The sequence below is a fragment of the Streptomyces sp. NPDC005820 genome, assembly GCF_040630255.1.
Taxonomy (GTDB): Bacteria; Actinomycetota; Actinomycetes; order Streptomycetales; family Streptomycetaceae; genus Streptomyces.
The window spans coordinates 19,313-32,582 of record NZ_JBEXXE010000063.1; the positions used below are offsets into that span (position 1 = coordinate 19,313).

Sequence of the window (13,270 nt, forward strand, 5' to 3'; positions counted from 1 at the left end):
GAAGCGGTTGCGTATGGTGAGCGGCGGTCAGGGCTTGACCGTCACGGACTCGTTGCGGCGAGTTCGTGAGAAGCCCCCTCGGGGGCGGAGTCACGAGATCCGTAACTCCTTTCCACGGATCTGAGTCCGGCTCAGCCGGCCACGGGGCCGCGGCTCATCCAGCACATCAGCCCTTGCTGATCATGCTGCGGGCGAAGAAGCGCAGGTTGGCCGGCTTCTCCGCGAGACGGCGCATGAAGTAGCCGTACCAGTCGGTGCCGTAGGCGGTGTAGACCCGCATGCGGTGGCCCTCGGCGGCGAGCCGCAGATGCTCGTCGCCGCGGATGCCGTACAGCATCTGGAACTCGTACTCGTCGAGCTTGCGGCCGGCCTTGCGGGCGAGTTCCTGGGCGATGGAGATCAGCCGCGGGTCGTGGGAGCCGACCATCGGATACCCCTCGCCGTCCATCAGGGTCCGCAGGATCCGGACGTACGCCTTGTCGATCTCGCGCTTCTGCTGGTACGCGACCTCGGCGGGCTCCTTGTAGGCGCCCTTGACGAGCCGTACGCGGCTGCCGCTCGCGGCGAGTCGGCGGGCGTCGGCCTCGGTGCGGAAGAGGTAGGCCTGGATCACGCATCCGGTCTGCGGGAAGTCCTTCCGCAGCTCGTCGTGGATCGCGAACATCGAGTCGAGGGTGGTGTGGTCCTCGGCGTCCAGCGTGACCGTCGTGCCGATCCCGGCCGCCGCCTCGACGACCGGGCGCACGTTGGCGAGCGCCGGCTCGTGGCCGCCGGGGAGGGCCTGGCCGAACATCGAGAGCTTCACGGACATCTCGACGCGCTCGCCTAGGTCGAGTGCGCGCAGGCGGTCGATCAGGGCGAGGTAGGCGTCGCGGGCGGCGGCCGCCTGCTCGGGGGTGGTGATGTCCTCGCCGACGACGTCCATCGTCAGCTCCAGACCCTTGCCGGTGAGCTCCTCGACGACCGGCACGATGTCGTCGACGGTCTCCCCCGGAATGAAGCGGTCGACGACCTGCCTGGTCACCGGGGCCGCCGAGATCAGGCGTCGCATCCGGTCGCTGCGCGACGCGGCGAGAATCACGGGACCCAGCACGGGGCACCTCCACAAACCAGCAGACAGGACCACCGCGAAACCTAAGGATCCCTCCGATCGTCGGCCATCGACAGCTGTCACGCATCCGTGCCATGGATCTCAGACAGATGTATGAAGGCCTGCGGGACTGAGGGAGAATGCCCAGGTGACCGCCGAATACCAAGGTGACTACCAGGACCTGGTCGATGAGATCTCGGAGCTGCTGGGCGTCCCCGCGACCCTGGAGAACCGGGACTTCGAGCTGATCGCGTTCGGCGCGTACGACAGCGAGGACGAGCTGGACGCGTCGGCGCTGGACCCGGTGCGGGCCCGCTCGATCCTGACCCGGCGGTCGACGGCGGCCGTGCGCACCTGGTTCGAGGGCTTCGGCATCACCCGCGCCACCGGGCCGGTCCGGATCCCGCCGACCCCGGAGGCGGGCGTGCACCGGGGCCGGATCTGTCTTCCCGTACGGCATCGGGGGGTCGTCCTCGGTTACGTCTGGCTCCTCGCCGACGACCCCGGGCCCTCGGAGCGGCAGCTGGCGGCGGCGATGGAGGTGACCGTGCGGATCGGCGCGCTGCTCGCGGACGAGGCCCAGCACGGCGCCGACCTCACCCGGGAGCTGCGGGCCGTCCTGACCGCCGAGCCCGGCTGGCCACGGGACGCGGCGCTGGCGGAACTCCGCACCGCCCTCGGCGGCCGGGCGGACGTCCCGCACACCCTGATCTGTGTGGCCCCCTGGCCCGCGGCCACCCCCGACGACGCCCCGTCCCTGCGCACCCTCCCGGGCGCGACCGCCCTGTGCACGGCCCCCTGGACCACGACGACCCACTGCCTGGCGGTACTGGTACGCCTCCGCTCCCCCGACGTCCTGACCCCGGCGACCTCGGTGGCGGGACGCCTGCTGGAGCGGGCGGGGGACGCGGCGGGCCGGGGCGGCGCTTCCGGGGGTGGGGCGACGGGTCGGGGCGGCGGCTCGGGGGGCGGGACCGGCGGACGTGCCGGCGGCTCGGAGGGCGGGGCGGGGAGCCGCATCGGCGGCCCCGGGGGCGGAACCGGCGGACGTGCCGGCGGCTCGGAGGGCGGGGCGGGGAGCCGCATCAGCGGGACCGGCGGACGTGCCGGTGGCTCGGAGGGCGGGGCGGGGAGCCGCATCGGCGGCCCCGGGGGCGGGACCGGCGGACGTGCCGGCGGCTCGGAGGGCGGGGCGGGGAGCCGCATCGGCGGCCCCGGGGGCGGGACCGGCGGACGTGCCGGTGGCTCGGAGGGCGGGGCGGGGAGCCGTATCGGCGGCCCCGGGGGCGGGACCGGCGGACGTGTCGGTGACACCGGGGGCCGGACGGTGAGTGGCGCCGGTGAGACGGGGGGTCGGGGCGGCGACTCCGGGAGCGGGGTCGTGGCCGGGGTCGCGGTGGGGCGGGGTGGGTTGGGGGAGCTCGGGGAGGCGTGGAGGGAGGCCGTGGGGGCGGCGCGGGCGGCGCTGGCGGAGTCCCGGCTCGGGCCGGTGGCCCGGTGGGCGGAGATCGGTCCCTTCCGGCTGCTGACGTCGCTGCCCCGGGACACCGCCCAGGACCCCGCCGTACGGTCCCTGCTGACCCCCGCCCACCGGGAACTCGCCCGCACCGCCGAGGTCTTCCTCGACTGCGCGGGCCAGGCGAGCCGCACGGCGGCCCGGCTCGGCATCCACCGCCAGACCCTGTACTACCGGCTGTCCCGCGTGGAGCAGCTGACGGGCCTCGACCTGGCCGACGGCGAGGACCGGCTGCTGCTGCACATGACGCTGAAGGCTGCCCGGCTGCCCTGAAGGATGCCGCACGACGGCCGAGATATTGAAAACGATTATCATCATGCTAGGGTCGGCGCACTCGCCCTTGACCACCCCTTTACCCGGAGGGCCCCGGGCGCCTGCCCGCCCGCCGTCTACTCCCCCTCGCCGCTCTCACGGCCACCTCCACCCTGCTCACCGGCTGTTTCACCGGCGACGACACCGGCGGCACGGACCGCACCCGCGTCCGGGGCGCGATGATGCAGCCACCGCGTTCCGCGCTGTCGCCGCTGTCCGACGACGCCTTCAAGCTCTCGCGCTGGTCCACCGCCGAGACCCTCGTGAAACTGGACGCGGAGGGCGACGCCGAGCCCGCGCTCGCCACCTCCTGGCGGCAGAACGGCCGTACCTGGACCTTCGAGATACGCGACGGCGTGACCTTCCACGACGGGACCGGACTGGACGCCGACGCCGTGGTGCGCTCGCTCACCCGGGCCGCGACCGCCGCCCCCAAACCCCGCATCCTGGACGGCGCCGACCTCACCGCGAAGGCCGCGGGCCCCCGCACGGTCACCGTCACCACCGCCGCCGAGGACCCTCTGGTCCCGCAGCGGCTCAGCTCGCCGCAGCTGTCGATCCTCGCGGCGCGGGCGTACCGGGGGAAGACGGTGAACCCGGTCGGCGCCGGCACCGGCCCCTTCGAGCTGACGAAGGTGAACGGCACCTCCTCCGCCGCCCTCGACCGCTACGACGCCTACTGGGGCGGCCGGGCCAAGGCCCCCGGCATCGACGTCCGGTTCGTACCGGACGGCACCGCCCGCGCGGCGGCCCTGCGCAGCGGCGAGGCCGACATCGTCGAGGCGGTCCCCGTCTCACAGGCCGCCCTGCTCGACGCGGACCTCGTCACCGAGGTGCCGATGCCCCGCACCAACACCCTCTACCTCAACACCGGGAAGGGCGCCTTCAAGGACGCCGCCCTGCGCGCCGCCGCCCGGGAGGCCGTGGACGCCGCGTCGATCGTGCGGGGCGTGTACGAGGGGCGCGCGGACCGTGCCGAGGGGCTGCTCGGGCCCGCGCTGCCCTGGGCGGCCGGGCTGCGCGAGCCCGTGACCCGCGCGAAGGCGGGCAACCCGGCCGGCCGGTCGATCACCCTCGGCACCTTCACCGACCGCGCCGAACTCCCCGAGGTGGCCGCGGCCCTCCAACAGCAGCTCCAGAAGGCCGGGTTCACGGTCAGGCTGGAGGTGCGCGAGTACGCCGCCATCGAGGCGGACGCGCTGTCCGGCGCCTTCGACGCCTTCCTGCTCTCACGGGCCACCGTGCTGGACTCCGGTGACCCGGCCGCCTATCTCTACAGCGACTTCGCCTCCGACGGCTCCTTCAACCTCTCCCGGTTCGCCGACCGTTCGGTGGACGCGGCCCTGAGGAAGGCGGGCGCCACGCCCACCGGCGAGGCCCGGCGCGCGGCCGTGATCGCCGCCGAGGCCGCCGTCCTCGCCGCCGACGCCGCCGTACCCCTGCTGCACGAGCGGGTGATCCAGGGCGACGCGGCCGGGGTGGTCGGCGCCGCGCACGACCCGCGCGAGCGGGAACTGGTCACGGCCGACACGTACGTCAGGTGAGGGCCGCCGCCGCGACCCGCTCGGTCGGCCTCCTCGGGGTCGTCGCCGCCGTGGGCCTGCCGCCCTGGCTCTCCGGCCGCGACCCCGCGCTGACCGTGCTGCGCGCCCGGTCCGCCGAGCAGGAGCCGACCCGGGAGGCCCTGGCGGCCGTCCGCCGCGACCTCGGCCTCGACGCGGGACCCCTTGCCCTGCTGGGGAGTTGGGCCGCCGATCTCGGGCGCGGCGACCTCGGCGCCTCCTGGGTGTCGGGCACCGAGGTGCTGCCCTCCGTGCTCGCCGGGTTCCAGGTGTCGCTCGCGCTGATGGGCGCGGCCCTCGTTGTCGCGCTGCTGCTGACCGTCGTCCTGGTCGCGCCCGTGCTGGTGCGGGGACGGGCCTCGGCCGGGGCGGGCGCCGCGACGCCGGCCGCCGTACCGGAGTTCCTGCTGGCCACGGCGGGGCTGCTGGTGTGCGGGGTGTGGCTGGGGTGGCTGCCGACGTCGGGGTGGGCCGGGCCGGAGTACCTGGTCCTGCCCGCCGTCGCGCTCGGCGTCCCGGCCGGCGGGCTGCTCGGCCGGCTGGTCGCGGACGCGCTGCCCGCCGTACTGGACGAGCGGTGGGTGGAGCTGTGGCGGGGCGCGGGGGTGAGCCGGGCGCGGATCACGGCCGCCGCCCTCCGGCGCGTACTCCCGCCGCTGGTACCGCAGTTCGGGATGGTGGCCGTGGGGCTCACGGGCGGCGCGGTCGCCGTGGAGCACGTGTGCAGCCGGTCTTCCAGGACCCGTACGGCTCCCTCGGCCCCCGGCACCGGATCCGGGACGCGGTGGCGGAACCGCTGCGCGTGCGGGGCCGCCGGCCGACCCGTACGCAGGTGGCCGAGCTGCTGGAACGGGTCGGCCTGGACCCGTCGTACGGCGACCGCCGGCCGCATGAACTCTCCGGCGGCCAGTGCCAACGCGTCGGGATCGCCCGGGCGTTGGCCTGCGAGCCGCGTCTGCTGGTGCTGGACGAACCGGTGGCGGCGCTCGACCCGTCGGTCCGGGCCGGGGTGCTGAACCTGCTGGCCGACCTCCGGGACGAGCTGGGACTCGGCTATCTGTTCATCTGCCACGACCGGGACGTCGTACGGCACTTCGCGGACCGGGTGGTGGAGCTGCGGGAGGGCCGGGTCACGTCCGAGTGGCGCCCTCGACGATCTGCCGCAGCCCCTCGGTGAGCACGTCCCCGTCGGGAGCGGTCTTCGGGTCGAAGGTCCACTGCGAGATCAGGCCCGACATCAGGGTCATGTAGAAGCGGCCGAGGGTGTCCGCGGTCTCGTCGGACACCTCCTCCTCCGGCACACCCGTCATCAGCGAGACCAGACCCCGGCCGCCCTCGCGCTGGGCGCGCGACAACTGGTCGCGTACCTCGGGCAGTTGGTCGCCCATCGCCATGATCTCCACGCCGAGCCGCCACATCGCACCGGACTCACGCATGCTGTCGACGATGTGCGACCACACCTCGCGGAACCGCTCCAGCGAGCCGGGCGCGCCGGCGATCCCCCCGCCGCCGTCGAAGGACATCTCGTCCACCAGGGCGATGTAGGCCTGCGCGAGCAGGGCGTCCTTCGAGCCGTAGTGGTAGCCGATGGAGGCGAGGTTGGTCCCCGACTCCTTCACGATGTCGCGCGCGGTGGTGCGGGCGAAGCCCTTCTCCAGCAGGCAGCGCTTGGCGCCTTCGAGCAGATCCTCACGGTGTCCCATGGGCGCCACCCTACCGCCGCCCCATACAGACGTCCCATACGAACGTCCCATACACATGACTTATACATTCGTTCTAGACAAGCGTTTAAGACGCCCGTACATTTCTTGGCATGACGAACTCGACGACGCACTCGACGAGCACCACCACACCCCCGCCCGGACGGGCCGGCCGCCGGGAATGGACCGCCCTCGGCGTTCTGATGCTTCCGCTGCTGCTGGTCTCGATGGACGTCTCGGTCCTCTACTTCGCGATCCCCGCGATCAACGCGGACCTGGAGCCGAGCGGCACCCAGCAGCTGTGGATCTTCGACATCTACGCGTTCGTCCTGGCCGGCCTGCTGATGACGATGGGCTCGCTCGGCGACCGTATCGGCCGCCGCAGGCTCCTGCTCGCCGGCGCCACCGCCTTCGGCGCCGCCTCACTGCTCGCGGCCTACGCAGACAGCGCCGAGACCCTGATCGCCGCCCGCGCGCTCCTCGGCGTCGGCGGGGCGACCCTGATGCCGTCGACGATGGCCCTGATCCGCACGATGTTCACCGACCCGGCGCAGCGCGCGAAGGCGATCGGCCTGTGGTCGGGGGTCATGACCGCCGGGGTGGCGCTCGGCTCGGTGATGAGCGGGATCCTCGTCGAGTACTTCTGGTGGGGCTCCGTCTTCCTGGTGAACCTGCCCGCGATGGCCCTGCTGCTGGTCCTCGGCCCGGTCCTGCTGCCCGAGTCCAGGGACCCGAACCCCGGCCGCTTCGACTGGCCGAGCGTCCCGCTGTCGATGGCCGCCGTGCTCCCCGTCGTCTACGGCCTCAAGGAGATCCCCTCCGAGGGCTGGCACGCGCCGTACGTCGTCTCGATCACCGTCGGCCTGCTCTTCGCCGCCCTCTTCGTCCACCGCCAGCGCACCGCCGCGGACCCGATGATCTCCCCGGCCCTGTTCCGCGGCCCCGGCTTCGCCCCCGCGGTCGTCCTGAACCTGGTCTCCTCGTTCGGGATGATGGGCTCGGCCTTCTTCACCACGCAGTATCTGCAGTCGGTGCTCGGCAAGAGCGCCCTGGAGGCCGCGCTGTGGGCGCTGCTCCCGTCGGTGCCGATCGGCATGGCCGCCCCGCTGGCGACCGCACTGGTCCAGAAGGGCGTCAACCGGGCCTACGTCGTGACGGCGGGCTTCGCGATCGCCGCGGCCGGTTACGCCCTGCTCGCCCTCGCCGGCACCGACTCGATGTGGCTCGTGCTGGCCGCCTGCGGGGTCCTCGCCTCCGGGATCGTCATGGTGATCTCCCAGATGACGGACCTGGCGATGGGCGCGGCCCCGGCCGAGCGGGCCGGCTCCGCCTCCTCCCTGCTGGAGACCGGCGCCGAGTTCGGCGGCGCCCTCGGCATGGCGGTCCTCGGCTCCATCGGCACGGCGATCTACCGCCACGAGATCCCGTCCTCGGCGCCCGCCCCGGCCCGGGAGACCCTGGGCGGCGCGCTGGCGGTCGCCGACCGGGTCCCCGGACTGGCCACGGCGGCACGGGAGGCGTTCACCAGCGGGATGCAGGGCGCGGCGATCGCCGGGGCGGTGCTGCTGGCGGGGGCGGCGGTGGCGGCGACGGTGAGCCTGCGGCGGATCCACGTGAAGTGAGGCGACGGGCACACACGAACGCCGGACGGGCTGTTTCAGCCCGTCCGGCGTTCGTGTGTGAGGACTACCGGCCGCTAGGCCAGGTTCACCGCGCGAGCGGACGTGGCGCCGATCTCCGTGGCGACCTCGGTCAGCACGGCGGCCGGCACCGTGTCGTCGACGGTCAGGACGGCCAGCGCCTCGCCGCCCGCCGCCGCACGGGCGACCTGCATACCGGCGATGTTGATGCCCGCCTCGCCGAAGATCCGGCCGACGGTGCCGACGACACCGGGACGGTCCTCGTACTTGAGGACGACCATGTGGTCGGCGAGGGCCAGGTCGACGTCGTAGTCGCCGACCGCGACGATCTTCTGCAGGTGCTTCGGACCGGCCAGCGTGCCGGAGACCGACACCTCCTCGCCGTCCGAGAGCGTGCCACGCACCGTCACGACATTGCGGTGGTCGGCCGACTCGGAGCTGGTGGTGAGGCGCACCTCGACACCGCGCTCCTGGGCGAACAGCGGCGCGTTGACGTAGGAGACCGTCTCCTCGACGACGTCCTCGAAGACGCCCTTGAGGGCGGACAGCTCCAGCACCTTCACGTCGTGCTGGGTGATCTCGCCGTAGACCTCGACGTCGAGGCGGACCGCGACCTCGCCGGCGAGCGCGGTGAAGATGCGGCCGAGGCGCTCGGCGAGCGGCAGGCCCGGCTTGACGTCCTCGGCGATGACACCGCCCTGGACGTTGACCGCGTCCGGCACGAGCTCACCGGCGAGCGCGAGGCGCACCGAGCGGGCGACGGCGATACCGGCCTTCTCCTGGGCCTCGTCGGTGGAGGCGCCGAGGTGCGGGGTGGAGATGACCTGGTCGAACTCGAACAGCGGGGAGTCCGTGCAGGGCTCCTTCGCGTACACGTCGAGGCCGGCACCGGCGACCCGGCCCTCCTTGAGGGCGGAGTACAGCGCCTGCTCGTCGACGATCCCGCCGCGTGCGGCGTTGACGATCCGCACGGTCGGCTTGACCTTGCGCAGCGCCTCGTCCCCGATCAGACCGACCGTCTCGGGGGTCTTCGGCAGGTGCACGGTGATGAAGTCGGAGACCTCGAGCAGCTCGTCCAGCGAGAGCACCTTCACGCCCATCTGGGCGGCGCGGGCGGGCTGGATGTAGGGGTCGTAGGCGACGACCTTCATCCCGAAGGCGGACATGCGCTGCGCGACGAGGGCGCCGATCCGGCCCAGACCCACGACACCGAGGGTCTTCTCGGCCAGCTCCACGCCGGTGTACTTGCTGCGCTTCCACTCGCCGTTCTTCAGCGCGGCGTTGGCCTGCGGAATGTGGCGGGCGGTGGCGAGGAGGAGACCGCAGGCCAGCTCGGCGGCGGTCACGATGTTGGAGGTGGGGGCGTTGACGACCATCACGCCGGCCTTGGTGGCGGCGGAGACGTCGACGTTGTCCAGGCCGACGCCGGCGCGCGCGACCACCTTCAGCTTGCCGGCGGCGGCGATCGCCTCGGCGTCCACCTTGGTGGCCGAGCGGATCAGGATCGCGTCGACGTCGGCGATGGCGGGGAGCAGCTCGGCTCGGTCCGCTCCGTTGCAGTGCCGGATCTCGAAGTCCGGGCCAAGTGCGTCCACGGTCGCGGGCGACAGCTCTTCAGCGATGAGTACGACGGGTTTCGAGCTCACGTGAGTCCTCACAAGTCCAAAGCATGCGGACGGCCGTCCCGACGGCCGCAGGCGGAGGAGGGGCTAGCCGCGTGAAGCGCACGACGCTGTGGGCCTGAACGCGTATATAGGCAGCAGTGTAGTGCTGCCACGGAGGTCGCCTCACGCCTCCGCGGAAGGATCACCCGTCCGGGGTCGGACGGGATGGCCAAAAGGGCCGGAGCAGCGTGCCCCGGCCCTCTCGCGTGAGGCTTACGCCTCCTCGTTCACCCAGCTCATCAGCTTGCGGAGCTGCTTGCCGGTGGTCTCCAGCAGGTGCTCGGAGTCGGCCGTCTTGTACTCGTTGTACTTCTTCAGACCGCCGTGGTACTCGTCCATCCAGTTCTGGGCGAAGGTGCCGTCCTGGATCTCGGCGAGGACCTGCTTCATCTCGGCCTTGGTGGCGTCGGTGATGATGCGCGGGCCGGTGATGTAGTCGCCCCACTCGGCGGTCTCGGAGACGCTCCAGCGCATCTTCTCGAGGCCGCCCTCGTACATGAGGTCCACGATCAGCTTCAGCTCGTGCAGGCACTCGAAGTAGGCGATCTCCGGCTGGTAGCCGGCCTCGACCAGGGTCTCGAAGCCCGCCTTGACCAGGGCCGAGGTGCCACCGCAGAGAACGGCCTGTTCACCGAACAGGTCGGTCTCGGTCTCCTCGGTGAAGGTGGTCTTGATGACACCGGCGCGGGTGCCGCCGATGGCCTTGGCGTACGACAGGGCGAGCGCGAAGGCGCCTCCGGTCGCGTCCTGCTCGACGGCGGCGATCGCGGGGACGCCGCGGCCCTCCTCGTACTGGCGGCGGACCAGGTGACCCGGGCCCTTCGGGGCGACCAGGGCGACGTCGACGCCGGCCGGGGCCTTGATGAAGCCGAAGCGGACGTTGAAGCCGTGCGCGAAGAACAGCGCGTCGCCGTCGTTCAGGTTCGGGGCGATGGACTCCTCGTAGACCTGGGCCTGGATCGGGTCCGGGATGAGGATCATGATGACGTCGGCCTCGGCGGCGGCCTCGGCGGGGGTCACCACGCGCAGGCCCTGCTCCTCGGCCTTGGCCTTGGACTTGGAGCCCTCGTGCAGACCGACGCGGACGTCGACACCCGAGTCACGGAGCGACAGCGCGTGGGCGTGGCCCTGGCTGCCGTACCCGATGACCGCAACCTTGCGGCCCTGGATGATGGACAGGTCGGCGTCGGCGTCGTAGAACAGCTCGGCCACTTTGGGTTCTCTCCTTGTGTGCAGGTGTTGCGTCCCACCGTATGACGGCGGGCGGAAGTGAAGTTTCGGGGTCTCGGTATACGGGCGGCCGGGGTCACCCGACCGCCCGCTTCCAGCCTTACGGATCCAGTCTTATGCCGACCGGTCGAGCGCGCGCAGCGAGCGGTCCGTGATCGAACGGGCGCCGCGGCCGATCGCGATCGTGCCGGACTGGACCAGCTCCTTGATGCCGTACGGTTCCAGCATCTTGAGCATGGCGGACAGCTTGTCGCTGCTGCCGGTGGCCTCGATGGTCACGGCCTCCGGGGAGACGTCCACGGTCTTGGCGCGGAACAGCTGGACGATCTCGACGATCTGGGAGCGCGTCTCGTTGTCGGCGCGGACCTTCACCAGAACGAGTTCACGGTGGACGGCCTGGCCCGGCTCCAGCTCGACGATCTTCAGCACCTCGACGAGCTTGTTGAGCTGCTTGGTGACCTGCTCCAGCGGCAGTGCCTCGACGCTCACCACGATGGTGATGCGGGAGATGTCGGGGTGCTCGGTGACGCCGACGGCGAGCGAGTCGATGTTGAAGCCTCGGCGGGAGAACAGGGCGGCGATCCGGGCCAGGATGCCCGGCTTGTTCTCCACCAGGACGGAGAGCGTGTGCTTGGACATGTTCGTTGCGTCTCTCTCTGCGTCTTCGCGGCTCAGTCGTCTTCGTTGTCGCCGAAGTCGGGGCGGACGTCCCGGGCGGCCATGATCTCGTCGTTGGAGGTGCCGGCGGCGACCATCGGCCAGACCATCGCGTCCTCGTGGACGATGAAGTCGATGACGACGGGGCGGTCGTTGATGGAGTTCGCCTCCTCGATGACCTTGTCGAGGTCGTCGGGGGACTCGCAGCGGATCGCGTGGCAGCCCATGGCCTCCGACAGCTTCACGAAGTCGGGGACGCGGGTGCCGCGGGCGTCCGGGTTGACGTCGTTCGGCCCGGAGTGCAGCACGGTGTTGGAGTACCGCTGGTTGTAGAACAGGGTCTGCCACTGGCGGACCATCCCGAGGGCGCCGTTGTTGATGATGGCGACCTTGATCGGGATGTTGTTCAGGGCGCAGGTGGTGAGTTCCTGGTTGGTCATCTGGAAGCAGCCGTCGCCGTCGATCGCCCAGACGGTCCTGTCCGGCGCGCCGGCCTTGGCGCCCATCGCGGCCGGGACCGCGTAGCCCATGGTGCCCGCGCCGCCGGAGTTCAGCCAGGTGGCGGGCTTGTCGTACTGGATGAAGTGGGCGGCCCACATCTGGTGCTGGCCGACGCCCGCCGCGAAGATCGTGCCCTCGGGGGCGAGCCGGCCGATGCGCTCGATGACCTGCTGCGGGGAGAGCGAGCCGTCGGCGGGCTGGTCGTAGCCGAGCGGGTAGGTCTCGCGCCAGCGGTCGAGGTCCTTCCACCAGGCGGTGTAGTCGCCGGGCTGGCCCTCGCTGTGCTCCTTCTGGACCGCCTGGATCAGATCGGCGATGACCTCGCGGGCGTCGCCCACGATCGGCACGTCGGCGGTGCGGTTCTTGCCGATCTCGGCCGGGTCGATGTCCGCGTGGACGATCTTGGCGTACGGCGCGAAGCTGTCGAGCTTGCCGGTCACGCGGTCGTCGAAGCGGGCGCCGAGGGCGACGATCAGGTCGGCCTTCTGCAGACCGGTGACCGCGGCCACCGAGCCGTGCATGCCGGGCATGCCCAGGTGCTGCGGGTGGCTGTCGGGGAACGCGCCCAGCGCCATCAGCGTGGTGGTGACGGGCGCGCCGGTCAGCTCGGCGAGGACCTTCAGCTCGGCGGTGGCGCCGGCCTTGAGGACACCGCCGCCGACGTACAGGATCGGCCGCTTGGCGGCGGTGATCAGCTTGGCGGCCTCGCGGATCTGCTTGGCGTGCGGCTTGGTCACCGGGCGGTAGCCGGGCAGGTCCATGGTGGGCGGCCAGGAGAAGGTGGTCTTCGCCTGGAGGATGTCCTTGGGGATGTCGACCAGGACCGGGCCGGGGCGGCCGGTGGAGGCGATGTGGAAGGCCTGCGCGATCACCCGCGGGATGTCCTCGGCCTTGGTGACCAGGAAGCTGTGCTTGGTGATCGGCATGGTGATGCCGACGATGTCCGCCTCCTGGAAGGCGTCCGTGCCGATCGCCTTGGACACGACCTGCCCGGTGATCGCCACGAGCGGCACCGAGTCCATGTTCGCGTCGGCGATGGGCGTGACCAGGTTGGTGGCGCCGGGGCCGCTCGTCGCCATGCAGACGCCGACCTTGCCGGTGGCCTGCGCGTAGCCGGTGGCCGCGTGGCCGGCGCCCTGCTCGTGGCGGACCAGGACGTGACGGACCCGGGTGGAGTCCATCATCGGGTCGTAGGCGGGAAGGATCGTGCCGCCCGGAATGCCGAATACCGTCTCGGCGCCGACCTCCTCGAGGGAGCGGATGAGGGACTGCGCGCCCGTGACGTGCTCGACGGTGGCGGAGTGTCCTCCGGATCGGGGCCGGGGCTGGGGATGAGCCCCGGTGGCCTGCTCGGTCATCGGCATTCTCTTCTCGATGCTGAGGGTTTCACTGCGGGTT

The 13,270-nt window shown here is 71.9% G+C and carries 9 protein-coding genes and 2 pseudogenes; 5 read left to right on the forward strand and 6 right to left on the reverse strand.

Annotated features, from left to right (window positions below; genetic code table 11):
* Positions 1–166 precede the first annotated feature (166 nt).
* The gene (locus ABZ464_RS46670) at positions 167–1,093 is read right to left on the reverse strand and encodes a proline dehydrogenase family protein (protein WP_359288039.1); all 927 of its coding nucleotides are present in this window, start codon (positions 1,091–1,093) and stop codon (positions 167–169) included.
* Between the two features lie 145 nt (positions 1,094–1,238).
* On the opposite strand from ABZ464_RS46670, the gene ABZ464_RS46675 reads away from it, so the two are divergent.
* The 4 genes and pseudogenes from ABZ464_RS46675 to ABZ464_RS46690 all read left to right on the forward strand — a co-directional run.
* Positions 1,239–2,879: a helix-turn-helix domain-containing protein gene (locus ABZ464_RS46675; protein ID WP_359288040.1), complete on the forward strand. Its 1,641-nt coding sequence runs from the start codon at positions 1,239–1,241 to the stop codon at positions 2,877–2,879.
* A 218-nt stretch (positions 2,880–3,097) separates the two neighbouring features.
* Entirely contained in the window at positions 3,098–4,462 is a 1,365-nt protein-coding gene (locus ABZ464_RS46680; RefSeq protein WP_359288041.1) for an ABC transporter substrate-binding protein, read from the forward strand.
* Positions 4,463–4,764: 302 nt separating this feature from the next.
* Positions 4,765–5,151 (forward strand): annotated as a pseudogene (locus tag ABZ464_RS46685) (ABC transporter permease); the annotation flags it as partial.
* A gap of 47 nt (positions 5,152–5,198) precedes the next feature.
* Positions 5,199–5,657, forward strand: a pseudogene (locus ABZ464_RS46690) (ATP-binding cassette domain-containing protein); the annotation flags it as partial.
* Here the strand turns inward: ABZ464_RS46690 and ABZ464_RS46695 are convergent.
* A complete protein-coding gene (locus ABZ464_RS46695; protein WP_359288042.1) occupies positions 5,611–6,183 on the reverse strand; it encodes a TetR/AcrR family transcriptional regulator in 573 nt (190 codons plus the stop codon). The pseudogene ABZ464_RS46690 and the gene ABZ464_RS46695 overlap by 47 nt on opposite strands.
* A 110-nt stretch (positions 6,184–6,293) precedes the next feature.
* Between ABZ464_RS46695 and ABZ464_RS46700 the strand changes: the two genes are divergently transcribed.
* A complete protein-coding gene (locus ABZ464_RS46700) occupies positions 6,294–7,802 on the forward strand; it encodes an MFS transporter (protein ID WP_359288043.1) in 1,509 nt (502 codons plus the stop codon).
* A 74-nt stretch (positions 7,803–7,876) separates the two neighbouring features.
* Here ABZ464_RS46700 and serA read toward each other — a convergent pair whose 3' ends face one another.
* From serA to ABZ464_RS46720, 4 genes are all read right to left on the reverse strand, one after another.
* Positions 7,877–9,466 (reverse strand): phosphoglycerate dehydrogenase, encoded by a 1,590-nt coding sequence (serA, locus tag ABZ464_RS46705; RefSeq protein WP_359288044.1) that lies wholly within the window; start codon positions 9,464–9,466, stop codon positions 7,877–7,879.
* Between the two features lie 231 nt (positions 9,467–9,697).
* Entirely contained in the window at positions 9,698–10,696 is a 999-nt protein-coding gene (ilvC, locus tag ABZ464_RS46710) for a ketol-acid reductoisomerase (RefSeq protein WP_359288045.1), read from the reverse strand.
* A gap of 132 nt (positions 10,697–10,828) precedes the next feature.
* On the reverse strand, positions 10,829–11,353 hold the full coding sequence (gene ilvN, locus ABZ464_RS46715; RefSeq protein WP_359288046.1) for an acetolactate synthase small subunit: 525 nt from the start codon (positions 11,351–11,353) through the stop codon (positions 10,829–10,831).
* Between the two features lie 32 nt (positions 11,354–11,385).
* Positions 11,386–13,230, reverse strand: coding sequence for an acetolactate synthase large subunit (locus tag ABZ464_RS46720; RefSeq protein WP_359288047.1), 1,845 nt, complete (start codon positions 13,228–13,230; stop codon positions 11,386–11,388).
* Positions 13,231–13,270: the final 40 nt, after the last annotated feature.